Origin of the sequence: Paraburkholderia sp. RL17-347-BIC-D, from assembly GCF_046027915.1 — a bacterium.
In the GTDB taxonomy this organism is placed as follows: domain Bacteria; phylum Pseudomonadota; class Gammaproteobacteria; order Burkholderiales; family Burkholderiaceae; genus Paraburkholderia.
Genome location: NZ_JARESS010000008.1, coordinates 100988 through 125280 on the forward strand (window position 1 = coordinate 100988; position 24293 = coordinate 125280).

Annotated in this window: 22 protein-coding genes; 15 read left to right on the forward strand and 7 right to left on the reverse strand. The window is 61.5% G+C overall.

Features of this window, described 5'->3' with window-relative positions:
• Positions 1-145: 145 nt before the first annotated feature.
• Positions 146-1132 carry a zinc-dependent alcohol dehydrogenase family protein gene (locus tag P0D96_RS13470; protein ID WP_408313794.1) on the forward strand — a complete coding sequence of 329 codons (987 nt, stop codon included), beginning with the start codon at positions 146-148 and terminating at the stop codon, positions 1130-1132.
• 54 nt (positions 1133-1186) lie between these two features.
• On the opposite strand, the gene P0D96_RS13475 is transcribed toward P0D96_RS13470, so the two are convergent.
• On the reverse strand, positions 1187-2056 hold the full coding sequence (locus P0D96_RS13475; protein ID WP_408313796.1) for a LysR family transcriptional regulator: 870 nt from the start codon (positions 2054-2056) through the stop codon (positions 1187-1189).
• 101 nt (positions 2057-2157) lie between these two features.
• Between P0D96_RS13475 and P0D96_RS13480 the strand changes: the two genes are divergently transcribed.
• Positions 2158-2676: a cupin domain-containing protein gene (locus tag P0D96_RS13480; RefSeq protein WP_408313798.1), complete on the forward strand. Its 519-nt coding sequence runs from the start codon at positions 2158-2160 to the stop codon at positions 2674-2676.
• Between the two features lie 22 nt (positions 2677-2698).
• On the opposite strand, the gene P0D96_RS13485 is transcribed toward P0D96_RS13480, so the two are convergent.
• Positions 2699-3925 carry an MFS transporter gene (locus P0D96_RS13485; protein WP_408313799.1) on the reverse strand — a complete coding sequence of 409 codons (1227 nt, stop codon included), beginning with the start codon at positions 3923-3925 and terminating at the stop codon, positions 2699-2701.
• A 94-nt stretch (positions 3926-4019) separates the two neighbouring features.
• Between P0D96_RS13485 and P0D96_RS13490 the strand changes: the two genes are divergently transcribed.
• The gene (locus P0D96_RS13490) at positions 4020-4976 is read left to right on the forward strand and encodes a LysR family transcriptional regulator (RefSeq protein ID WP_408177738.1); all 957 of its coding nucleotides are present in this window, start codon (positions 4020-4022) and stop codon (positions 4974-4976) included.
• Positions 4977-5150: 174 nt separating this feature from the next.
• Positions 5151-5510, forward strand: a complete 360-nt coding sequence (locus P0D96_RS13495) for a host attachment protein (RefSeq protein ID WP_408313802.1) — start codon at positions 5151-5153, stop codon at positions 5508-5510.
• 60 nt (positions 5511-5570) lie between these two features.
• Here P0D96_RS13495 and P0D96_RS13500 read toward each other — a convergent pair whose 3' ends face one another.
• Positions 5571-5888: a DUF6566 family protein gene (locus tag P0D96_RS13500; protein ID WP_132381662.1), complete on the reverse strand. Its 318-nt coding sequence runs from the start codon at positions 5886-5888 to the stop codon at positions 5571-5573.
• A gap of 247 nt (positions 5889-6135) precedes the next feature.
• Here P0D96_RS13500 and P0D96_RS13505 point away from each other — a divergent pair, with 247 nt between their 5' ends.
• The gene (locus P0D96_RS13505) at positions 6136-6384 is read left to right on the forward strand and encodes a hypothetical protein (protein ID WP_132381663.1); all 249 of its coding nucleotides are present in this window, start codon (positions 6136-6138) and stop codon (positions 6382-6384) included.
• Positions 6385-6432: 48 nt separating this feature from the next.
• On the opposite strand, the gene P0D96_RS13510 is transcribed toward P0D96_RS13505, so the two are convergent.
• Positions 6433-7089, reverse strand: a complete 657-nt coding sequence (locus tag P0D96_RS13510; RefSeq protein ID WP_132381665.1) for a DUF1345 domain-containing protein — start codon at positions 7087-7089, stop codon at positions 6433-6435.
• Between the two features lie 77 nt (positions 7090-7166).
• Between P0D96_RS13510 and P0D96_RS13515 the strand changes: the two genes are divergently transcribed.
• The 6 genes from P0D96_RS13515 (at position 7167) to cydB (ending at position 15903) form a co-directional block, all read left to right on the forward strand.
• Positions 7167-7364 (forward strand): hypothetical protein, encoded by a 198-nt coding sequence (locus P0D96_RS13515; RefSeq protein ID WP_106313048.1) that lies wholly within the window; start codon positions 7167-7169, stop codon positions 7362-7364.
• Between the two features lie 48 nt (positions 7365-7412).
• Positions 7413-7793: a TraR/DksA family transcriptional regulator gene (locus P0D96_RS13520; protein ID WP_408290068.1), complete on the forward strand. Its 381-nt coding sequence runs from the start codon at positions 7413-7415 to the stop codon at positions 7791-7793.
• Positions 7794-8185: 392 nt separating this feature from the next.
• On the forward strand, positions 8186-10960 hold the full coding sequence (locus P0D96_RS13525) for an ATP-dependent Clp protease ATP-binding subunit (protein ID WP_408313804.1): 2775 nt from the start codon (positions 8186-8188) through the stop codon (positions 10958-10960).
• A gap of 157 nt (positions 10961-11117) precedes the next feature.
• Positions 11118-13397 carry an FdhF/YdeP family oxidoreductase gene (locus P0D96_RS13530; protein WP_408313806.1) on the forward strand — a complete coding sequence of 760 codons (2280 nt, stop codon included), beginning with the start codon at positions 11118-11120 and terminating at the stop codon, positions 13395-13397.
• Between the two features lie 105 nt (positions 13398-13502).
• Entirely contained in the window at positions 13503-14891 is a 1389-nt protein-coding gene (locus P0D96_RS13535; RefSeq protein WP_408313808.1) for a cytochrome ubiquinol oxidase subunit I, read from the forward strand.
• A gap of 4 nt (positions 14892-14895) precedes the next feature.
• Positions 14896-15903 carry a cytochrome d ubiquinol oxidase subunit II gene (gene cydB, locus P0D96_RS13540; protein ID WP_408313810.1) on the forward strand — a complete coding sequence of 336 codons (1008 nt, stop codon included), beginning with the start codon at positions 14896-14898 and terminating at the stop codon, positions 15901-15903.
• Between the two features lie 28 nt (positions 15904-15931).
• Here the strand turns inward: cydB and P0D96_RS13545 are convergent, their stop codons facing one another.
• Positions 15932-17359 carry an aminotransferase-like domain-containing protein gene (locus tag P0D96_RS13545; RefSeq protein WP_408313812.1) on the reverse strand — a complete coding sequence of 476 codons (1428 nt, stop codon included), beginning with the start codon at positions 17357-17359 and terminating at the stop codon, positions 15932-15934.
• Between the two features lie 346 nt (positions 17360-17705).
• Between P0D96_RS13545 and P0D96_RS13550 the strand changes: the two genes are divergently transcribed.
• Positions 17706-18695: a LysR family transcriptional regulator gene (locus tag P0D96_RS13550; RefSeq protein WP_408313958.1), complete on the forward strand. Its 990-nt coding sequence runs from the start codon at positions 17706-17708 to the stop codon at positions 18693-18695.
• A gap of 18 nt (positions 18696-18713) precedes the next feature.
• Here the strand turns inward: P0D96_RS13550 and P0D96_RS13555 are convergent, their stop codons facing one another.
• Positions 18714-19517 (reverse strand): family 1 encapsulin nanocompartment shell protein, encoded by an 804-nt coding sequence (locus tag P0D96_RS13555; protein WP_408313814.1) that lies wholly within the window; start codon positions 19515-19517, stop codon positions 18714-18716.
• Positions 19510-20565 (reverse strand): Dyp-type peroxidase, encoded by a 1056-nt coding sequence (locus tag P0D96_RS13560; RefSeq protein ID WP_408290151.1) that lies wholly within the window; start codon positions 20563-20565, stop codon positions 19510-19512. Before P0D96_RS13560 ends, P0D96_RS13555 begins: the two co-directional genes overlap by 8 nt.
• A gap of 523 nt (positions 20566-21088) precedes the next feature.
• Between P0D96_RS13560 and P0D96_RS13565 the strand changes: the two genes are divergently transcribed.
• From P0D96_RS13565 to P0D96_RS13575, 3 genes are all read left to right on the forward strand, one after another.
• Complete coding sequence (locus tag P0D96_RS13565) at positions 21089-22336, forward strand: LysR substrate-binding domain-containing protein (protein WP_408313815.1); 1248 nt, start codon at positions 21089-21091, stop codon at positions 22334-22336.
• Between the two features lie 103 nt (positions 22337-22439).
• Complete coding sequence (locus tag P0D96_RS13570) at positions 22440-22880, forward strand: ester cyclase (RefSeq protein WP_132383222.1); 441 nt, start codon at positions 22440-22442, stop codon at positions 22878-22880.
• A 305-nt stretch (positions 22881-23185) separates the two neighbouring features.
• A complete protein-coding gene (locus P0D96_RS13575) occupies positions 23186-24046 on the forward strand; it encodes a class I SAM-dependent methyltransferase (RefSeq protein ID WP_408313817.1) in 861 nt (286 codons plus the stop codon).
• Positions 24047-24293 lie beyond the last annotated feature (247 nt).

Below are 24293 nucleotides of genomic sequence, written 5' to 3' on the forward strand. Positions count from 1 at the left end.
GGCCGGTCGCGCGCCTGGAAAAATCATGTCATGCGTTAATGCATGACAGGCGTGCATATTTGTAAGTTTTCAGACTGATTTGCATGGACCATCATTCGCTTCATCTGCTTTTTCCCCTTACCGGTATTTGCAAGGAGCGTTCATCATGACTATGCAAGCCCTCGTTCTCTCCCAGTACAACGGACCGCTCGAACTCACCACCTTGGCACGCCCCGAGCCGTTGCCCGGCCAGGTGCTGGTGCGCATCGCGGCGGCCGGTCTGAATCCGCTCGACACGAAAATCCGGGCAGGCGGCGCGGCCCATGCAAAACATCCGCTGCCGCTGGTGCTCGGCATCGACATGGCCGGCGTGGTCGAGGCGGTGGGCGCGGGCGTGACCCGCTTCAAAGCAGGCGACGAGGTCTACGGCATGACGGGCGGCGTGGGTGGCATCCAGGGTTCGCTCGCGCGATACGCCGCCGTCGACGCGAATCTGCTCGCACTGAAGCCCTCGAATCTGTCGATGCGCGAAGCCGCCGCGCTGCCGCTGGTGTTCATCACCGCCTACATGGGGATCGTGGATCGCGCGAAGCTTCAGGCCGGGCAGACCGTGCTCGTGCAGGGCGGTGCGGGTGGCGTGGGTCATGTGTCGGTGCAACTCGCGCGAGCGCTCGGAGCGCACGTGTTCGCCACGGCGAGTTCGCGCGATCACGACGAGCTCATGCGCCTCGGCGCCACGCCGATCGATTACGTCGCGCAGAACGTCGAGCAATACGTCGCGCAGCATACGGGCGGAGCGGGTTTCGATCTGGTCGCCGACACGGTGGGCGGCGCGACGCTCGATGCCTCGTTCGCGGCGGTCAAGCATTTCGGCCATGTCGTCAGCGCGCTCGGCTGGGGTACACATGCACTGGCGCCGCTGTCGTTTCGCGAGGCGACTTACTCCGGCGTTTTCACCCTGCATGCGTTGCTGACCGGCGAGAATCGGGCGCACCACGGTGAGATGCTTGGCGAGGCGACCCGTTTCGCAGAAGCGGGTCATTTGACGCCACGGCTCGATCCGCGCCGCTTCGATCTGCGCTCGGCTGAGCAAGGGTACGACGCAATCACCGATCGCAGCGCGCGCGGCAAGATCGTCGTCGATATCGTATGACGCTGGCCGCGCCGGTCGGCGACCGCGAACGATTCAGCGGTGACCTGATGCCTGTCAAGCGCTGGCGAGTCTGTCAACGACAACGTCGATCAGCGCCCGCAACCGCCCAAGCCGCCGAAGGTCGCGATGGTAGCCGAGCCAAACCTCGCGCCCCGGCGGTGTTTCACCGAGGTCGATGCGCCGCAGGCCCGGCGTGTTGTCGCCGAGCGCGCACGGCAGGACCGCGAAGCCGCCGCCCTCGGCGCACATGCGCGCCTGGACGCCACGATTGTTGCTGGCGTAAGCGACCCGCGCATTCGGCAGCATGCGGCGGATCCACGTCACATCGGGCAAGGCCTCGAAGGCGCTGTCCATTGTGATGAGCGCTTGCCCCGCGCCATCGCCGGCCTGCGGCGCAACCAGATCGACGTGTCCGTACAGCGCGTAGTTCAAATCCATGATCTTTCGCTGGATCACGTCGGGTTCGTCGAACGGCGTGATGCGAAACACGAGGTCTGCTTCACGGCGCGAGAGGCTGTAGCGTCGCGAATCGGTGATCAGTTCGATCGACAGTTGCGGATGCCGCGAGAGAAACCCGGCGAACACCGGCGTCAGCACATGAATGCCGAACCAGTCGGATGACGACACGCGCAGCAACCCCGTCAACTGCTGCGTGGTCCCTGCGAGCGAACGTGTGAACGCGAGCGCTTCTTCCTCCATTCGCTCCGCGAAACTCAGCACCGCGTTGCCTTCATCGGTCAGTACGAAGCCTTCGGCGGTGCGCTGGAACAGCGCCTGGCCGACCGCGTTTTCGAGCGCACGCAACCGGCGGCCCATAGTGGGCTGGGTCTGTCCCAGTTGGCGCGCGGCTGCGCCGAGTGTGCCGCAACGGGCAATCGCGAGAAACACGCGGACATCGCCCCAGTCCATGGTCATTTCGTTCATAGCAGGATGTGCTCGTGCGACAGGCGGGCTTATCGTACCGAACTTCGAGCTTTGGCGGTGGACGATGCCGACGACCGTGTCATCTTCGGAATGGTCTTTGCTTGACGGGCAAGTACATCGGCAAGCGTGCGGCCACCGGCGAATCTCGCTCACATACTGACGAAAATTTCTACCTTAGCGACCACGTGATACCGGGCTACGCTGGACGTGCTCAGCGTACTAACAGCTCAATCCTGCCTGCAACGTTAAACGGACACGACATGATCCAGATGATCGATATTGGCGTGGTCGCCGGCGACACGCCTGAAGGATATTCAAACAAGGTACTGACGAGCGTGAATGACCACGACGTCCATTTGAGCGTGATGGACGCGCCATTTTTCTGGCACTTTCATCCGGATTCGGACGAAACATTTTTCGTCGTCGAAGGCGTTCTTACCATCGACTTCAAAGACGGGTCGATTGACCTGCAAGCCGGCCAATTGCTGACCGTGCCTGCGGGCACGCGCCATCGAACGCGGCCGGTCGGCGCGCGCTCCGTCAATCTCACCGTTGAAAAGAAGGATGCGACTACGGTCCAGTGCGATGCGCCGCCGCATCGGAGAGCGCGTGCTGACTGATGGCACGGGCGATGATCGGCGCCTATCCGCGCTCCGCCTGGCAAGGCGCGTTCAGCACGGCGGGCCGTCCGACGATCGCCAGCGTCAGCAGCACAGCAGCCAGTTCGCAAGCCGCCGCGACCCATCCGAGGCCGGCCACGCCGCCGTGAGCCAGGGTCAGCGCGCCGAGCGCGGCGCCCATCGAAAAGCCGATGTACATGAAGGAAGCATTGAGCGACAGCACGATCGACGCGACCTTCAGGCCGGCGATGTCGATGAGCCGCGCCTGCTGCGCCGGATAGAACGCCCAGTGCGCGACGCCCCACAACGCGATGGCCACGAGCACGGGTATGAGTGCAGCGGTGGGCGGCAGCAAGCGTGCGCTGATCGACAGCGTGGCGAAGGCGAGGCCCGACAACGCGATTGTCGGCGCGATCACGGCCAATGGCCCGAACCGGTCGCTGGCGTTGCCGCCGGTCACGACGCCGGCCGCGGCCGCGAGACCCCACATGAACATCACCATGCCGATCTGCGCACCCGCCAAACCGGTGACGCTGGCGAGAAACGGCGAGAGATACGTGTAGACCGTGTAGGCGCCGGTGGCCCAGAGCGTGGTGGTCAGCAGCGTTGCCAGCACGAGCGGATTGCGCGCCACCGCGATGCGCTCGCGCAGCGTCGCGATCGGGATGCCCGCTCCAATGTCGCGCGGCAGGCCGATGACCAGCCCGGCCGCGGCGAGCGTCGCCAGGCCGGCGACGCCGGCAAACGTCATGCGCCAGCCGAGCGCATGGCCGACGACCGCGCCGAGGGGCACGCCCAGCGCGATGGCGATCGTGATGCCGCCGTTCACCACCGCGATTGCTCGGCCACGGCGTTCGGGCGGCACGATCACGCTCGCCAGCGCATTCGCGCCCGGCACATACAGACCGGCGGACAGCGCCAACAGCACGCGCGCGCCCATCAGCGCCCAGAAGTTCGGCGCGACCATGGCGAGCACGTTGGAGAGCGCGAAGGCGATCATGCTGGCGAGCAACAAGGTGCGGCGATTCAGGCTGCCGCTTAGCGCCGTCAATACCGGCGAACTGAGGCCGTAGGCCAGAGCGAAAACGGTCACCAGCTGGCCCGCGGTTTCGATCTTCACCGAGAGGTCGGCGGCGAGTCCGGGCAAGAGAGGCGAAATCATGAAGCCTTCGGTGCCGATCGCGAAAGCGCCGAGCGCGAGCCAATAGACCGGAGCGGGGAGAGCGGAAGTAACGTGTGCGGATTTCATGCAATGCCTCGAGGCGAAAGTGATGCGTTGCATGATTCTGGAGGCGGCGTTCGCGGCCATCAATATGCTAGAGTTCCCGACTTATCGGACACCAATGTCCGCAATCGTGGGGACGCGCGTGGACAGTCTCAACGCACTGAAAGTCTTTTCCCGCGCGGCTGAGCTCCGCAGTTTCACGGATGCCGGCCAGCAGCTCGGCCTGTCCTCGTCCGCGGTCGGCAAAGCGGTGGCCCGGCTCGAGAAGCGGCTCGGCGTGCGCCTTTTCCACCGCAGCACGCGCAGCATCACGCTGACGCAGGAAGGCCAGCAATTCCTCGAGAGCTGTCGCCGCATCTTTTCCGAAATCGACGCGATCGAATCCGGCTTCGCGCAATCCAAAGGCGCGCCCAAGGGCCGGCTTCGCGTGAGCTTGCCGATGGTCGGCATGCTGATGATGCCTACCCTGAGCGGTTTCATGCGCGCCTATCCCGAGATCGAACTGGATCTGGACTTCAGCGATCACCTGGTCGATGTCGTCAACGATGGGTTCGATGTCGTCGTGCGCACCGGCGACGCGAGCGACTCGCGGCTGATCGCGCGTACGCTCGGCGCTTACCGGCTACAACTTGTCGGCGCGCCGTCTTACTTCGCTCGCGCTGGCACGCCTGCGAAGCCCGAGGATCTGTTGAACCATGCCTGCCTGCATCACCGCTATCCGACCAGCGGCAAGTTGCAGCGCTGGCCTTTGGTGACGCCCGCCTCCGGCAATGACGTGGCGTTGCCCGTGACGGCTTCGGCGAGCACGGTCGAGCCGCTGATCGCGCTCGCCGAAGAAGGGCTCGGCGTGACCTGCGTGCCGAACTTTGCGATCCGCCGACAACTTGCCGACGGCAGCCTCGTGACGGTACTGGATGAGTACGTCGAACACAGCGGCGTGTTCCGCGCGGTGTGGCCGTCGAGTCCGTACGTGTCGCCCAAGCTGAGAGTCTTTGTCGATTTCCTCGCGGCGAATCTGCTGCCAGCTGCCGATGCGAAACGGCTCAGGACTCCGGCAAAAGGCAAGCGCTCGTAGCGCTCGAAGCTGTTGTACAGAAGCCGGGCGAGTGGTGAACTTCAGACCGATACGATGAATCGGTGAATTGACCTTGGGCGTATCCGGTCCGAACTGCTATCTTGAGTGAGTGTCGTCGGCACAGTCGGCGACCGAGCGCCGCATAGGTGCTGAAAAATACCTGCCTAGAGGTGCATGATGGTCGAAGTTACCTGGCTTGTCGTGGCTGACGGAGGTCGCGCGCGTGTCTTCAAGATGCCTGGGCTCACGCTCGACTTGCAGGAGGTCGAAGTTCTCGTCAACGATGAATACACCGGTACGGTCTTGACCGAAAAGGATCGGGAGAAGTTTGCAAAGCGCGTGTCCGACTATCTGGAGGAGGGACGGCTCCATCAACTCTACAATCGGCTGCGCCTCGCCATCGAGGCGAAATTCCTCGGCATGGTGCGTTCGAATCTGAGCGAGGTCACGCGTCGACTGATATTCGAGCAGATCAGCGAGGATCTGCTGGCGCTCAGTACCCAGGAAATCGAGGCGCGTCTGCGCAAGCAGTGATCGGCTGAGGGAGAATTGCATCGAGCCCGCAAGGATTTTGCAGGCTCGGCCTTGCAACGTTTAGGAGCTGATTTCCGGCCCGTGCGATTTTTCTTCCGCATCACGGAACCAGACCTCTGCGCGAGACCGGGCGCTCACCCAGGAGTGCGGTTGCGGCGTTTCGAACTCACGATCGATGAACCGGCGGCCCCATTCGACCGCGTCTCTAATCGCTTCTTCTTCGGTCAGCCATTCGGGTTGAACGGTCATCGGGCGAATATCGACGACTTTTCCCGCGTTATTCTTCAGGCTCACGCTCGCAATCCATGCGCCGAACTTGTTCGTCTCGGGGCGCACGACCATCTCAAACTCGCCGTAAAAAACAGTGGATGCTGGCATCGTTCTCTCCTTTAGCGAGCGGGCCTCTGCTCAGCGTCATCATGCCGTAATCTCAGCATTCCGACACAAAGAAAATTACGCCTGAATGGCGCAAGCCCATCGTATTTCGCCGATAGTTGGCATTGGAGAAACCCGCGTGCACCCGGTCGTGACTTGCTCATAGAATTCCGTGTGGCGTGCCGCGCGCGAAGACGCGTACTCGTATGAAGAAATCGTGGGCTCAACTCATCTTTCGTAAGGAGGCGTTATGGCACAAGAATTCTCGTATCGACGATTCCTGTTTTCGGCAACGATCTCTCCACTGCAAGGGAGCCGCGGGATCGTCACTGTCGATGTCACGACCTCGGACGCTGAGCGCGTCGCCGATCTCGGCACGCAGCGTTTCCTTCACGTGGAGCGATGGGTGGAGAGAAACGATCCCGCTTTCCTTCAGGTCGTGGTCGACGAATGTAAGGTGGCAGTCGACCATTACGCGGACAACGTCGACGATAGTTGACGCCTTTCCGGAACACCGGCGACGCATGAGGGCCCGATCCGATCCGGGTCAGTTGCCCAGCATGCTCGCGGCGATATTCACGCACAAACCCAACACGGCAACGTTGAAATAGAAAGACAGGATCGATTGCGCAAGCACGCCGCGCCGCGCGCTGCGCCCACGCAGGCTGATGTCCGCGGTCTGCGACGCAACCGCGATCGTGAACGAGAAGTACAGAAAATCCCAGTAGTCCGGTTCGAGCGTGCTGTCTGGAAAGGCGAGCGCGGGCGCATTCGGATCGGAGCCATAGTAGAGCCGCGCGTAGTGCATCGTGAAGATGGTAGGGATCAGAAACCAGGCGCCGAACAAGGTCAGTCCTGTCAGCAGCGAATGCAGCACCTTCGATTCGAAGGTCAGATCTTTGGTGGTGCCGAGTTCCAGCACGATCGCGAGAATGCTGGCAACGGTCGCCGCGCATATCACCGTCAGCACGGTGACCGCATTCTGGTCCTCGCGCCGGGCGTGGGTTCGCACGTCGCTCTCGCTGGCGAAGGCCATGTGGAACCAGATCATGACGAGGTATGCCCAGATCGCGATGTCCCAGCCGAGCAGCAGCCGCGCCGTGATCCGTAGCGAGGCTGGCGCGAGCACACAGGCGCTCAAACCGGCGAGCAGACCGATCATCATATGCGGCCGGTTGCGAAGCACCTGGGGATATAGACTCATTGTATGAAAGGAGTGCCGCGGATATCTGTTCTGGTGATTCTAGTCATTGAGACCTTAACTTGCATGAGGGGGCGAAAATGCAGGAATTCGATTTCTACATTAACCTGAAGAAGCCGACACTCGGGCTCTATGTGCGCAATGGCGCGGGCCTGCCCGATCTCGCCGACAAGAGCGACTGGCAATTCGAAGGGCATGTCTGGCAAAGCGAACTGACACCCGAACTCCTGAAAGGACTCGAGGCCAACGGCCACGTGTTTCAGGAACTGGGTGCGTGACGCCCGGCTCTACGGCGAGTAGAGCGAATCAAGCTGAGGGAGAAGACCATGCCGGAGCAACAGGGTGACCTGAGTGACGAGTTCATCGCGCAGCAGAAGAAGCGCCTGGAGGCGCTGCGTCGGGAGCTGCTGGGCGGAGAGGAAGATACGATCGCGGACGAGAGAACGGCTCAGGAGGAGCATGGCGACGAGGCCGAGGAGTATGAGGACGAAGCGCAGGGAATGGCACAGAATGAGATCAACCAGTCGCTGCATGACGTGAACGACCAGCGCGTTGCGGATATCCAGCGCGCGCTGCGCAAGATCGACGAAGGCACCTACGGTCTCTCCGATGAAAGCGGCCAGCCGATTCCCAAAGAGCGGCTCGAAGTCATGCCTGAGGCTATCCTTACCGTTGCGGAGCAGAGCCGACGAGAGACCGGCAGGTAGAGACATTCACGCACGTTCAAGCGCGTCGTCTCGCAGCCTGATAGCGTCGGGCATGTCGGCCGATGCCTATCATCGGAAAAACCAATGTTCCCTTACTAACGATCCACTCATAGAATTCAAAGGCGGTTTTTAGGTTCGTTATGCCAATCATGTGGTGATCAGGCGCGCAGCGAGAACACGCGAGCGCATGCCGGTTGCCGGAAGCCGCTCGTGCGTCTCTTTCTGTCCGAAAGAGACGCCGGCATTTTGAACATCGACCCGCGAAGCATCGGTCCCTGGCGCACAACAAATCGAAAGGCTGGCGACAGGTTTCGAGCATTCGCCCCTCACATGAACGCGTCCCATAACCTCTAACAACATCGGATGCCTTAACTGATAAAGGTGAATTTACGATGCCCGCCCTTTGCGAAATCTGTAACGCCCGTCCCGCTGTTGCCCGTGTGACCGTTGTGCAGAACGGCGAGCGGAAAACTTTATCGATCTGCGACTACGATTACCGGCAATTAATGCGGCATCAGAGCATGGCGAACCCGTTCGACTCGCTGCTCGGAGGAGGCGGTCTGTCCCGCTTCTTCGGGGGTCTTGGCGGCGCGGGCGAGGAAGATGACGAGGAGTTCGCCGCGGAGCTGCCGCGCGAATCGGTCGACGCAACCGACGCCTTCAGCGAACAGACACTCGAATTGTTGCAGCGTGCGGCGGAAAAAGCCCATGAGCTTCAACGCACCGAACTCGACACCGAGCACCTGCTTTACGTGCTGGCGGACACGGACGTGTGTGCGGCGCTGCTCAAGGAGCTCAAGTTGTCGCCGCAGGACATCAAAGGCTATATCGATCAGCATGCCCAGAAGGGCACCGCGAACCCCGATGCGCCGATCGAGAAGATGACCATCTCGCCTCGCATGAAGAAAGTGTTCCAGAACGCGTTCCAGGCATCGCGGGATCTGGGGCATTCGTATGTCGGCCCGGAGCACTTGCTCATCGGGCTTGCGGCGGTGCCGGACAGTATCGCGGGCACCTTGCTGAAGAAGTACGGCGTGACGCCGGAAGCGCTGCGGCAGAAGGTGGTGAAAGTGGTCGGCAAAGGCGCCGAGGACGGCCGCGTCGACGCGCCGACCGGCACGCCCACGCTCGACAAGTTCGGCCGCGACCTCACGGCCCTCGCGCGGCAGGGCAAGCTCGACCCCGTGCTGGGTCGCGCGCAGGAAATCGAAAGTACGATCGAGGTGCTGGCGCGGCGCAGGAAGAACAATCCGGTGTTGATCGGCGAGCCCGGGGTCGGCAAGACCGCGATCGTCGAAGGCCTGGCGCAGCGTATCGTCAACGACGACGTCCCCGAAAATCTGCGCGGCAAGCGGCTCGTCGAGGTCAACATCAATTCGATGGTGGCGGGCGCGAAGTATCGCGGCGAGTTCGAAGAACGCGCAAAAACGCTGATCGACGAAGTGACAGCGAAGAAGGACGAACTGGTTCTGTTCATCGACGAATTGCATATGATTGTCGGCGCCGGCCAGGGCGGCGGAGAAGGCGGCCTCGACATCGCGAACGTGCTCAAGCCGGCGCTGGCCCGTGGCGAACTCAGTCTGATCGGCGCGACGACGCTCAACGAATACCAGAAGTACATTGAAAAGGATGCCGCGCTCGAGCGGCGCTTTCAGCCAGTGCTGGTGCCCGAGCCGACCGTCGAGCAGACCATCGTCATTCTGCGCGGTCTGCGCGACAAGCTCGAAGCGCATCATCAGGTGACCTTCGCGGACGATGCATTCGTCGCCGCCGCCGAAATGTCGGACCGTTACATCACGTCGCGCTTTTTGCCCGACAAGGCCATCGACCTGATCGACCAGGCCGCCGCGCGCGTGCGCATCGGCGCGACCTCGCGTCCGGCGGACATCCAGGAACTGGAAGCCGAAATCGCCCAGCTCAAGCGCGAGCAGGATTATGCGTCCTCGCGCAAGCGCTATGACGAGGCGAAGAAGTTCGAGGAACGTATCGGCGAAAAGCAGACGAAACTCGACGAGCAGATGGAGGCATGGCAGCGCAAGACCGGTTCGGAAACGCTCGAAGTGACGGTGGCGGCGATCGCCGAAGTGGTGTCGCGTCTGACAGGCATTCCGGTCACGGAGCTGACACAGGAAGAACGCCAGAAACTGCTGGACATGGAGAACAAGCTGCGCGAACGCGTGGTCGGCCAGGACGACGCGGTGGTTGCCGTGAGCGACGCGGTGCGCCTTTCGCGTGCGGGACTCGGGCAGGCGAACCGGCCGATCGCGACCTTCCTGTTCCTTGGACCGACCGGCGTCGGCAAGACCGAACTCGCGAAAGCGCTGGCGGAAACGGTGTTCGGCGATGAACAGGCCGTCATCCGTATCGACATGTCCGAGTATATGGAACGTCACGCGGTGGCGCGCTTGATCGGCGCGCCGCCGGGCTATGTCGGTTATGACGAGGGCGGCCAGTTGACCGAGCGTGTCCGGCGCCGGCCGTATAGCGTGATTCTGCTCGACGAGATCGAGAAGGCGCACGCGGACGTGAGCAACGTGCTGCTCCAGGTGTTCGACGATGGCCGCCTGACCGACGGGAAGGGCCGCGTCGTGGACTTCAGCAACACGATCATCATCGCGACGAGCAATCTCGGTGCGCACATCATCATGGACAACCTCGAGAAACCCGAGGGAGAGCGTCTCGCCGACAAGGCGATGCGCGAAGAATTGATGGGCGTGCTGAAGGGTCACTTCCGTCCGGAATTCCTCAACCGGATCGACGAAGTGATCATTTTCGACGGACTCTCTCGCGAGAATATCCGCTCGATCGTGCAGATCCAGCTCGAACGGGTGACGCGCACCGCGGCGGCGCAAGACATCACGCTCAAGATGGACGAGTCGATTGTCGATCACCTGGCCGACGCCGGCTATCGGCCGGAATTCGGCGCCCGCGAGTTGAAACGCCAGATCCGTCAGGAACTGGAAACGCGACTTGCCAAGGAGATTCTCAACAGCGACCTGAAGTCGGGCGACAGTGTGGAGGTCAGCTACGACAAGGACAGCGGCGAAGTGAAGTTCACTCGCAGCGAGGCGCCGCAGCCCAAGGCGAAACGCGCCAATAGCCGCGGAAAGAAAAAATCGTCCGACGAAGTCAGCAGCACCGAGTCCACGGAAGGAGCCCGCTCCTGACGGCATGGCGTGAATAGCGAGCAGGCAAGATCACTGCGCTCCTGGCGGCAGTGCGGCGGCGCTCGGCCTGGCGGATATGAACGGTTGAGCGCAACACGATGGCGTAACCCTCGACAGGACCGTTCCCGGACTGCCGGGGCGGTTCACGGAGTCTCATATGACCACGCGACGCGAAGTGCCGGGAATCCGGCCGTATGACGGACCCGCTGGAGGTTGGGGCGCGCTGCGGGCGACAGCTCAAGCCATCAGGCAACAGATGGAGAGCATCGAAGCGCCGATTACGCTGATGCGGACCAATCAGCCCGACGGTTTCGATTGTCCGGGCTGCGCCTGGCCGGACAAGGAGCATAAGTCCACCTTCCAGTTCTGTGAGAACGGCGCCAAAGCGGTCACATGGGAAGCTACGACCAAGCGCGTGGGGCCGGAGTTTTTCCAGAACAACACGGTGTCGTCGCTGCTGCAACGATCCGATTTCGAACTCGAAGATCTTGGCCGGCTCACGCATCCGCTTGTCTACGATCGCGACACGGACAAGTTTCGCGCCGTCGAATGGGGTGACGCCTTCGCTCGTATCGGGCAAGTGCTTCAAGGGCTGTCCTCTCCCGATCAGGCCGAGTTCTACACGTCGGGCAGGGCGTCGAACGAGGCCGCCTACCTTTTCCAGTTGTTCGCACGAGAGTACGGGACCAACAATTTCCCGGATTGCTCCAACATGTGCCACGAACCCACCAGCGTGGGATTGCCGCAGTCGATCGGGATCGGCAAAGGCACGGTGTCGCTGGAAGACTTCGACGAGACCGAACTCATCATCTCGATCGGCCACAATCCCGGCACCAATCATCCACGGATGATGGGTACGCTGCATGAAGCCTCGCGGCGCGATGTGCCCATCATCGTCTTCAATCCGCTGCGGGAGCGCGCACTCGAACGATTTGCGGACCCACAGAACTTGCTTGAAATGGCCACGTACGGTTCGACCCGAATCGCCTCGACGTATTTTCAGGTCGACGCCGGCGGTGACGCCGCCGCGCTCAAGGGCATCATGAAGGCGCTGCTGGCGATGGAGGCTGAGGAAGGCAACGTTCTGGACCATGAATTCATCGCCGCGCACACGGAAAATTTCGACGCGTTCGCCGCTGATCTGGAAGTTACGGCGTGGGACGATATTGAAACGGCAAGCGGACTGAGCCGGTCCGATCTCGAACAGGTTGCGATTGCCTACGCCAAATCGAATGCGACCATCGTCACTTACGGAATGGGCGTGACCCAGCACAATAAAGGCACGGCCAACGTCCGCCTGATCGCCGATCTGTTGCTATTGCGCGGCAACTTTGGCAAACCCGGTGCGGGCATCTGTCCTTTGCGCGGACATTCGAACGTGCAAGGAAACCGGACCGTAGGCATAACCGAAAAGCCCTCCAGCACCTTCCTGAAACAGATCGAGGATGTGCTCGGTTTCAAACCGCCCGAGGCACACGGACACGATGCCGTTCAGGCGATGCAGGCGATGATCGACGGCTCAGCCAAGGCGCTGCTTTGCCTGGGCGGAAACTTCGCGGTCGCGCTGCCCGATTCGGAGCAGTCTTTTGCCGCCATGGCTAAACTCGATCTGAGCGTTCACCTCGGGACCAAGCTCAATCGTTCGCATCTGTTAGTGGCGAAGGAAACCTATGTGCTGCCGTGCCTGGGCCGCACGGAACTCGATATCCAGGCAAGCGGCCGCCAATCCATCACGGTCGAAGATTCCATGTCGATGGTCCATGCTTCGTCCGGAAAACTCAAGCCCGCCTCCGAATTCCTGTTGTCCGAGCCGGCGATCATCGCGGGTATTGCGCGGGCGACGTTGCCCCACAGCAAGGTCGCCTGGCAGGAACTGGTTGCCGATTACGACAAGGTTCGCGATCTGATCGAACAGACCGTGCCGGGTTTTGAAGCATTCAATGCGCGAATCAGAACGCCGGGCGGATTCCGTCTGCCGCTTCCTCCAACCGAACGCGTGTGGCACACGCCGTCCGGAAAAGCGATGTTCTCGGTCTACGGCGGAGTGAAGGAAGACGCCGACGTATACGGCGCTGAAAATGTGCTGCGCCTCATCACGATCCGCAGTCACGACCAGTACAACACCACGATCTATGCCCTCGACGATCGTTACCGGGGCGTGTTCGGCAGGCGCGACGTGGTGTTCATGAATGAAGCCGATCTCGCGGCGCGCGGACTCGAACATGGCGATCTGGTCGATATCGAAACTATTTCATCGGGCAGGAAGCTTTGCCTGAAGAACATCACGGCAATTGTTTATGGCATCGCACAAGGATCGGTGGCGGCGTATTATCCGGAAGCAAACGTGCTGGTGCCGCTCGACTTCATCGACAAGGAAAGCGGCACGCCGTCGTACAAGTCGGTTCCTGTTCATGTTTCGCGCGCGGCGCAAGCCTGAATGCCGGCGAGTTTGACGGGTCGATCGACTGGGCGTGCGCGTCCAGTCGATCGACACACGGGGGGACCAGCAAATGCCGCTATCACCTGGAGCCGCTGATCAATCATGGAAATCTTCGACGCCTTCCACCTCGCCAGGTTGCAGTTTGCGTTCACGGTTTCATTTCACATTATTTTCCCCGCGATCAGTATAGGAATGGCCAGTTTCCTCGCCGTGCTGGAGTGGCGCTGGCTGCTGACCGGCGACGTGGTCTACAAGGACATGTTCCTGTTCTGGTCGAAGATCTTCGCGGTCGGCTTCGGCATGGGCGTGGTGTCGGGCGTGGTGATGGCCTACGAGTTCGGCACCAACTGGAGCGGATTTTCCACCATTGCCGGCAACGTCACGGGGCCGCTCCTGACTTATGAAGTATTGACGGCATTCTTTCTCGAGGCCGGCTTTCTCGGCGTCATGCTGTTCGGCTGGCAGCGGGTGAGTCCACGCGCGCACTTTTTCGCCACGCTGATGGTGGCGGTCGGCACGTTGATTTCCACGTTCTGGATTCTCGCCTCGAATAGCTTCATGCAGACGCCGCAAGGATTCGCCATGGAGAACGGCCGGATCGTGCCGGTCGACTGGATGAAGGTGATTTTCAACCCATCATTCCCGTACCGGCTCGCGCACATGACCATCGCCGCGTTCATTGTCGCGGGCTTCATCGTCGCCGCGTGCGGGGCGTGGCATCTGCTGCATGGCCGGCGCGACGGCCCCATCAAGCGCAGTTTTTCGATGGCGCTGTGGATTCTGCTCTTGCTGACGCCGATCCAGATTTTCGTCGGCGATGCGCACGGCCTCAACACCCGCGAATATCAGCCCGCCAAGATCGCAGCGATAGAGGGCCTGTGGGAAACCGAGAAAGGCGGCACGGCGCTCAATCTGGTCGGTCTGCCCGACATGACAGCGGAAGTCACGCGCTACGCGGTGCAAATACCGCATTTGGGCAGCCTCATACTGACCCATAGCTGGGACGGAGAAATCCGCGGGCTCAAGGAGTTTCCCGCCAGAGACCGGCCGTATTCGCCAATCATCTTCTGGACCTTTCGGATCATGGCGGGCCTCGGCATGTTGATGCTGTTGACCGCGTTGCTAGGGTTGCTGCTCAGGTTGAAAGGCCGTCTCTACGAAACGCGGTGGTATCAGGTTTTCGTGCTGTGCATGGGCCCGTCGGGAATCGTTGCGCTGTTGGCCGGCTGGGTCACGACGGAGGTCGGCCGCCAGCCCTGGACGGTCTACGGTGTGCTGCGCACTGAAGACTCACTCTCGCCGATCAGTGCCCAGCAAGCGGGCGTTTCACTGCTGATCTTTGTGCTGGTGTACTTCCTGGTATTCGGTATGGGGGTCTACTACATGCTCAAGATGATGAAGCGCGGACCAGAGGAACATGTCGACGCCCGCCAGTCGGTCAAGCACCCGGTGTTGCGCAATCGTCCGCTGGACGCACTGGAAGGGGAGTGACGCCATGCAAATCGATCTTCCGGTTGTGTGGGCTGCGATCATCGGACTCGGCGTTTTCATCTATGTGATGCTGGATGGCTTCGATCTTGGTATCGGCCTGCTGTTTCCGTTCTTCGAGGAAAAAGCCGATCGGCAAGTGATGCTCAATACCATCGCGCCGGTCTGGGACGGCAACGAGACATTCCTCGTGCTCGGTGGCGCGGGGCTATACGGCGCGTTTCCGGTCGTCTATTCGACGCTGCTGCCGGCGAACTATCTGCCGCTGATCCTGATGGTGGTCGGCCTGATCTTCCGCGGGGCGGCTTTCGAATTGCGCGCGAAGGCCACGCGGACCCAGCATGCGTGGGATCTTGCCTTCATTGCCGGATCCGCGCTCGCGGGGCTCTGCCAGGGCATCGTGCTGGGGTCGCTGCTGCAAGGCATCAAGATCGTTGATGACCGTTTCGCCGGCGACCCGTTCGACTGGCTGTCACCGTTCAGCCTGTTCTGCGGAATCGGGGTGCTCTTTACGTATGCGACGCTCGGCTGCGGCTGGCTCATCCTGAAGACGGAAGGCGAACTGCAGCGCAAGATTCGCGAGGTCATGCGGCCGCTGGTGATCGTGCTGCTGGGGATAATCTTCGTGGTGAGTCTCTGGACCGTGATCGGATTGCCGGCGGTCGAGCATCGCTGGTTCGGGAGCGGCTATCTCGGCTGGTTCATGCCGGTGCCGATTCTCGTTGTCGCGTGTGTGTGGGGTATTTTTCGGTCGCTTCGCCTTCAGCATGAAGCGCTGCCGTTCCTGCTCACCCTTGGGCTGTGCTTTCTCGGATATAGCGGCTTGCTCATCAGTATCTGGCCGAACATCGTCCCGCCTTCGCTGACGATCTGGGAAGCATCGTCGAGTCATTCGAGCCAGCTCTTTACGCTGGTCGGCACGGTGATCGTGCTGCCGATCATTCTCGTCTACAACGCCATGCAGTACCGTGTGTTTCGCGGCAAGGTGCGGGAAGGGGATGCCGGCTATCACTGAGGGTAGAAAGGTTGCACGGGCACGGCGGTTAGCGGCCGCACAGGACAACAAGCTTGCCGACGGTAATCACGGCCTGTTCGATCTCGCTCGACCAGGGGCTGCTGTAATTCAGGCGGATGAAATTCCGGTAGGTCGTCTCCGAGATCGAGAACATATAGCCCGGTCCGATCGTGATGCCCTGTTCGAGCGCCAGCTTATAAAGCCGCATCGCGTCGACCTTGGGCGGCAATTCGATCCACAGCACGTAGCCGCCCGCGGGATTGGACATGCGCGTACCTTCAGGGAAGAAACGCGACACGGTCGCCTTCATCAGCTTCGCCTGCTGCGCATACATTTTCCGAAGCCGCCGCAGATGATGCTCGTAACCATCGCGCTCCAGAAATTCCGCGATCGCCAGTTGCGGAATGGCCGGTGTGGTCAACGTGTTCAGAAACTTGAGCTTCTCGACCTGATCGCGATAGCGGCCCGGCATCGCCCAACCAATCCGGTACGCTGCCGTGAGGGTCTTCGAAAATGACGCGCAGTGAAGCACCAATCCCTTCGTGTCGTAGGACTTCAACGTGCTCGGATACGTGCTAGCGAAGTGCAACTCGTTGTAGACACCGTTCTCGATGACCGGTATGTCCCGCTTCGTCAAGTATGCGACGAGCTCGCGCTTGCGCTCGTCAGGCATCAGAAACCCCAGCGGGTTCTGGAAATTCGGCATGACCATGCAGGCGGTGACCGTGTGCGATTCCACGATCGCCGCAAGCGCTTCGATGTCGATACCGTGTTCGGGATGTGTGGACACCTCGATCGCCTTCATGCCCATCCGTTCGATCGCGTGCAGCATCGCGTAGAACGTGGGTGACTCGACGGCGATCGTATCGCCTGGCTTGGCGACGGCCTGCAGGCACAGATTGATCGCCTCGGTTGCGCCGACCGTGACGATGATCTCGTTGGGATCGACGGCCATACCGTTTTCGAGGTAGCGACGCGCAATCTGGCGCACCAGTGCCGCATTGCCCGGCGGCAGCGCGTCGGTCACGCCCCACCGTGTCTTGCCTCGCCCCGCATCGTAAGCGTAACGGTTGAGTTTCTCGAAGGGAAACAGGCTCGCATCAGGGTAGGGCGAGCCGAGCGGCACCGCGTCGTCGACGCCGATCGAGCGCAGCGTGGAAAGCACCAGCCGGCTGACGTCGACCGGCGACGAAATCGGAATCGGTTTCGATGGGCGCAGTTCGAGTGTCTTCCGCTCGCCTCCGTCGCCGCGGAAATTGACGAAATAGCCCGATTGCGGCCGGCTCGTGAGCAGCCCCTGGCTTTCGAGCAATAAGTAGGCGCGGATGACCGTGGTTACGCTGATCCGATGCTGCTGGCTGGTCTGGCGCACCGACGGCAGGCGTTCACCGTGGCTGTAGACGCCCTGCCGGATCAGCTTTTCGATGTCGTCTGCAAGCTTCTCATAGAGATTCATCGGACGATTTCCCTGGCGTTTCGCAACGGCAAGTTGCACCGGCCACTCCGCTGGCTGACACGCGCTCGCGCGGACGTGCCGCCGTCCGGTGCGCAAATCCTAGCAGAACTGTACTGATGCCAGCCGGGCCGATTTGTGCACTCTGCGGTCGACCGCCCCGCCTTACTCTGTTCTCCATCGAACGCATGTTCGCGAGGCCCTGAAACAGGGGCCTTTCGAAGCGTGGAGACTGGAGCCAATACATGCAAGACGTCAATCTGAAGGGAAACCGCCACGCACGCCATCAGCGTTCCGACGCTTCGCCGTTGGCGTCACGCAGGACCGGCGCAAAGGGAGGCGGGGGATGATGAATCTGCTCGAAGCCATGCGCGTTTATGTGAGGGTGGTGGAGCGCAAGAGCATTTCCGGCGCGGCCAGGGATCTGAATATCGGGCAGCCCGCCGCGAGCGAACGCATCGAGCGGCTTGAGGCGTATCTCGGCAGCCGGCTCTTGCTGCGTAGTGCACGTGCGTTCAATTGCACGCCCGAAGGTGTCGCCTTCTACGAGCGTAGCAAGAGGATTCTCTGGGCCGTCGAGCAGGCGGTCGCGGACGTGTCGAACGACGAGCAGGCGCTCAGAGGCACGGTTCGCATCGCGGCGCCTCACTGCTTCGGTGAGACGGTCGTGCCGGAAGCGTTGACGCTCGTACGGGCGGCCTATCCGCAACTGGATCTGGAACTGGTGCTGAACGACAGGATCGTCGATCTCGTGACGGAGGGCGTGGATATTTCCTTTCGTCTCGGACAACTCGGAGAAGGGGCGTTCATTGCCCGCCAACTCGGGCAGGTCCGGCGTGTGCTCGTTGCAGCGCCGGCCTATCTGAGCCAGCATGGTCCGATCACCGAGCCCTCCGACCTGGTAAAACATCCGTTCATTCGCGTGCAGGGCATGTTTGGCACGGACCAGTTGCCGCTTAGACATCAGGCGAGCGTCGTCGAGAGCGCTCCCATCCGTACCGCGGTGAAGACCAGTCATTGGCGGCCCATGTATGAAATGATCGTCGCCGGTGCGGGCATTGGCGTGCTGGAAGAGCCGGCGTGCGTCGAGGCGCTCGCGGAGGGACGGCTGGTTCGTCTGCTGCCGCAATTCGACGCGCTGCCTTTCGACGTCAATGTGCTGATTCAGGCGCAACGTCCGGTGCCGCCGCGGGTACGCCTGATTGTGACGATGTTGAAACAGTGCACGCCGGAAATCCTCGAGAGAGTGCACGTCGAGTGCGGAAAATTGGCCCCTGGTCTTGAAGTACTGGCCGACAACGCCGACTCCGCGCTGCTGAAACAGTCGTTGCGAGCCTGAGCCCGCAACGACCCGCGCTTATTCAGCGAGCGTCAACGACACCGATGCTTCGCTCGTCAACATCAGGAACGTCAGCGTCTCGCGCAGATAGAGGCGCACTACCGTGTCGGTATGGCTGAGATAGCCGATCGAGAGATCTTCACCGAGGTGCAACTCGAAGTCGCTGCCTCGCGTGGAGAGCACGCTGCCGCCCGTCAGCGCCGGTGCCCAGATGATGTCGCCGTTCACGATCCGCTTGATGTGCTCGATCACCGGATAGCCCTGATCGCGCGCCTCGCTGAGCGCTGTGTAGGCGTCGGCGCCGAGCAGCACGGAATACGGACCGTCCACGCCGGCAAGCCGCAATTCTTCCAGCGCATTGCTGATCGCGTCCGGATAGTCGCCGACGTCGGCGGGCAGCGCGAGCGGCTGATTCGACGAGCCTTCGCGAATCCCGCCGATCCCCGCAGCCTGATAGCCGTCGAAGATCGCGCGATCTTCGGCATAGGCGAGCTCTTTCGCTGCGTCTTTCGCGGGCTGCCAGTCGGCGTCGTTCGCGCCGCGTAACACGCTGTCGATCGCATCGCGCTGCAACTCGAACGGCACGGTGAACTGAACGAGACTCTTGACCTCCGCCAGCTTCGCCGCGACGCCCTGTTGGGGCGCGGTAATCGCGATCTGATGCCCCGTGCCGACGCCGGACAGCTCGGTTCCGCCGGGACCCTTGACGTCGACCACGCGACGGCCGGCAACACTGCGTTTGAACGTGCGGGCCACTTCGTTTTCGATCTGCGACCAGGCGGCACTGGAGATGGGGGCAAGCTCGCGATGCAGGTTATTCATGTTGGGAGATTCCCTTGAGAGAGCCAATATTCAGCGAGCCGTCGTGGCGCGGCTCGGCGGGCGAAGAGGGTTCAGGCTGTGATTCGATGGCGGCCGTGACGCTCGGCGGATCGCGGTCCGCGAGCTCCTCAAGCAAGGTGGCCGACGGCACGAAGAAGAGGCCGCCCGTGACGGCGCGGCTATAGTCGAGCAGCCGGTCGTAATTGCCCGGCGGCCGCCCGATGAACATGTTCTCCAGCATCTGCTCGATCGGCGCGGGGGAACGTGCATAGCCGATGAAGTAGGTGCCGAACTCGCCCGCGCCGAGGCGGCCGAATGGCATGTTGTCGCGCAAGATCTTCACTTCCTTGCCGTTCTCGGTGATCGTGGTCAGCGAGCTGTGCGACGACGACGGTTTGACCGCTGCGTCGAGCTCGACGTCGGACAGTTTCTTGCGACCGATGATGCGCTCCTGCGTCTCGACGGAGAGCGCGTTCCAGCCGTCCATGTCGTGCAGGTACTTCTGCACCAGCACATAGCTGCCGCCTTCGAATCCCGGATCCTCGGTGATGAGCGTGTATTCGTCGGCGGCGCGGCCTGCCGGGTTCTCGGTGCCGTCGACGAACCCCACCATGTCGCGCATGTCGAAGTAGCGGAAACCGTGAACTTCATCGACCACGGTGACCGCGTCGCCGAGTGCGCCGAGCAACTGCGTGGCGAGCTCGAAGCAGAGATCCATGTGATCGGCGCGGATGTGCAGCAGGAAATCGCCCGGCGTTCCCAGCGCGCGCCGTTCGCCTTCGCCGATGTCCCGGAACGGGTGCAGCAGAGCGGGCCGGGGCGCGCCGAACAGCCTGTCCCACGCGTGCGAGCCAAAGGAACAGACGCACGACAGATTGCCGGAAGGCACCCGCTTGCCGACCGCGCGCACGAGGGCGGCAATGTCGCCGCACCATTCGCGCACCTTGGCCTCCTGATCGCGGTCGTTCGCGACGGTCGCGACAATGAAGATCGCGCTGCGGGAGACGTCATTACAAATTGCTTGCGGTTCCGGGATTTCGTTGGGCATCGGCTTGAGTGTTGAGAGACCGTTACGGGTTCCGACAGCGGTAGAACCCATGTCGTTCCGCCTACGCGTTTCACATGCCGGAGGCGGGCGCGAGTTTCGTTTGAATGATTGAAGCGGGTTAGCTGTTGCGCGCCACCTCGGGCATGCGTAACCGCCTTGCCTCGTCACCGGGAGGGCGCAACACGCGTGACACGGTTGACGTCCATCACGCCCACAGATGTTATACCGAGCGGGTACTTTGTGGAAACTGCGCGCCGTCTTCGGCATGCGATAAATTCTACGTTGATCCGGCGCCAGCACCCGCTGCTCCTTTCGATACTTCATATCGGGTCGAGCGGCTTTTCATTCCACTGTCACATCGCTACTATCCGCCGGTAGGAAGGCAATCCATCGAGCCTGTCTATCGGATTGGCAAAAGGACGGGGGTAATTCGTTCGCATTGCAAATAGATATGGATGCAATGAGCGGCCACCGAGCGACGTCGGATACGGGTCGATTGCATGCTACGGATTGGAGCGACAGCATGAGCGAGTCCAAGCCGAAGAGAAAAGCCGACGTATACCAGCGGCCTCGCGTGGTTCGCATCGCGGCGCCTCACTGCTTCGGCGAGACGGTCGTGCCGAAGGCATTGGCGCTTGTGTGTGCAACCTATCCGCAACTGGATCTGGAACTCGTGCTGAACGACAGGATCGCCGATCCTGGGGCGGACGGTGTGGTTATTTCCTTTCGCCTCGGGCGACTCGGAGAAGGGGCGTTCATTGTCCGCCGACTCGGGCAGGTTGGGCGTGTTCTCGTTGCCGCACCGGGCTATGTGGATCAGCATGGTCCGATCAGCGAGCCGTCCGACCTGGCAAAACATCCGTTCATTCGAGTCCGGGGCATGTTCGGCACGGACCAGTTGCCGCTCAGGAGGCTGGGGAGTGCCGTGGAGAGTGCTCCGATCCATACCGCGGTGAAGAGCAGTCATTGGCGGCCCATGTATGAAATGATCGTCGCGGGTGCGGGCATTGGCGTGCTGGAAGAGCCGGCGTGCGTCGACGCGCGCGTGGCCGGCCGGCTGGTTCGTCTGTTGCCGGATTTTGACGTGCCGCCTTTCGAGCTGAATCTGTTGACTCAAACACAACGTGAGGTGCCGACGCCGGTACGGCTAATCGTGGCGCTGCTGCTGAAGTGCGTGCCGGAACTTCTCCGGGGAGCGCGCGCGGCAACCCCCTCCCATTTCGATCGATGCCAGGAATCGAAAACAAAAAAGTGGCGCGCTTTTCGAAAGTCGCTATCTTTGACAGATAACGTTTGCGATCTGAGGAGCTATCAAATGGCACAACAGTTGATCGTCGCGGTTTTCGACCGCGTTGACGTAGCCGAAAGAGCGGGGCGGGATTTCAGGAACTTCGAGGAAAAAGACCTCGGTTTCAAGATCGAGAGCGGCGTGTTGGTGCAAAAAGACGCCATAGGTCAACTGAACGTGCTCGACAAGTACACGCGGCCGTTTTGGGGGACCGTGATCGGCGCGCTGACTGGTGGCCTGATCGGCATGCTCGGTGGACCGGCCGGCGCGATAGTGGGCTTCACTGTCGGGGCGAGCGGCGGCCTCGCTGGGCATGCGATCAAGGAGACGCTCGATAATGAACTGGTCGCATCGATAGCGAGCAAGCTCACCGCCGGCAGCGTAGCGTTCATCCTCGAGGCGCAGGAAGCGTCACCGTTTGAAGTCGACAATATCGTGCTCGGCTATGGCGGAAGTGTTTTTCGCAAACCACTCGGCCGATAATGAACGGGGCGCGCCGGGATACTTGCTTGTCACGCGAATGCCTGAAGCTGCCGGAGATGATTCGGTCTAACATGGTGACTTGCATCTTCAGGAGCAACGGATCATGACCTCAGGTACCGACGAAGTGGCGGCTCGTGAAGCGGTTGAAGGCTTCTATCGAGCGTTCGAGCAAAAAAGCGTCGAGTTGTTGGCGAAGGTCGTCACCCCCGACTGGCAGTACATTCCGGAGCCCCGCGGCGCCACTCACGGACCCGGTCAAATGGTTCAGGTATTCCATGACATTGCGACCGCGCTTCCGGACATGAAAGTCGAAATACTCGACTTGCTGGTGCATGGAGACCGGATTGGTGTTCGCGCGGAGATCAGCGGCACGCAAACAGGGAAACTGCTCGGCATTGACGCGAGTTCCAAGCACGTGAAATTCGCGATTCATTCTTTCCATCAGATGCGTGGGAACTTGATCGAGAAAACCTGGCACCTCGAGGACTGGCTATCGCTGTTTCGGCAGCTTGGACAGTTGCCAAAAATGCTCGAACGACCTTGATGCAGGCAGCGGGTATCGGCAGCGTCTCAGTGCTGATAATGCATTGCCGCGGCGATCAGAAGACGAAACGGCAACGCGAGCAACACTGCCCCGGCGACGCCGAGCAGCCACAATCCAACGAACCATAAGAGGCGTTTGCTAAACGTCGTCTTGCGATCAGGGCTTGTCTGTGACACGCTGTCCCTCGTCATCGGCTCGTCATACCCACTTCTCCATCATAGCCTGTTGTGGGCGACAGGAGCGCGGCAGGTGCTTCTGCGCGATGGCGAATCGGGGCCGAGAACGAACAAACGGGATTGAAAGTCATGAACGACATGCGAGATGTGGCGCCAGACAGCACAGCGGCGCGCGTCGCCTTGTGGCGTGCGTTGCATGTCGAGGCCGACCCGCCGCCGCATGTACTGGAAGACGAAATCGGCCTCGAGCTGCTGGCTCCGGATGAGGACTGGCGTGCCCGCGGCGACATGGACCCGCAGTTCACGCGGCCCTTTCGCGCCTCGATCGTGGCGCGGGCTCGCTTCATCGAAGACCTGGTCGTGGAACAGGCCGGGCGAGGGCTGAGTCAGTATGTCATTCTCGGTGCCGGCCTCGACAGCTTCGCACAGCGCAGGCCGGAGATCGCCTCGCGCCTCAAGGTGTTCGAGATCGACCAGCCAGGTCCTCAAGCGTGGAAGCGTCAGCGCCTGATCGAACTCGGCTTCGGCGTCCCGGACTGGTTGCGCTTCGTGCCGGTCGATTTCGAGGCGGGCCGGAACTGGCGGGACGAGTTGATGACTGCCGGCTTCGATGAAAGCAAGCCGGCAATCGTCGTCTCCACGGGTGTCAGTATGTATCTGACCAGGGACGCGAACGCGGCCGCGCTGCGCCAGGTTGCGACGCTCGCCCCAGGGTCGACGCTCGCCATGACGTTCCTGCTCCCGCTGGAACTGGCGGACCCCGAGGTACGTCCCGGGCTCGAGATGGCGGAGAAGGGCGCGCGAGCAAGCGGCACACCTTTTCTCAGCTTCTTCACTCCGCCGGAGATGCTGGCGCTGGCCCATGAAGCCGGCTTTAGAGAGGCACGGCACGTTTCGGCGGCCGATCTTACCCAGCGCTACTTCGCGGGCAGGACGGACGGTCTGCGTCCGCCGAACAATGCGGAGGAATTGCTTGTGGCAAGCACATAGCTGCGCTCGCATTTTGCGACTCGACATGAGTGCGCGGCTGACCACACGTCCTCAAGTCGTATGCCAATCGAGATTGACGCGTATATGACCAGACGCCTTTCGCGTCAAAAAACATGCCTAGGGAAAATATCTATTCATTCAAAATCTCCCCTCGCGTAATTTTAAATCCTGCTGAATCCCACATATCGAGCACCGACGCGGCAGTTCCGCTTCCTGTCCTTCAGGATCGCCGGACCGACGCGGGAGG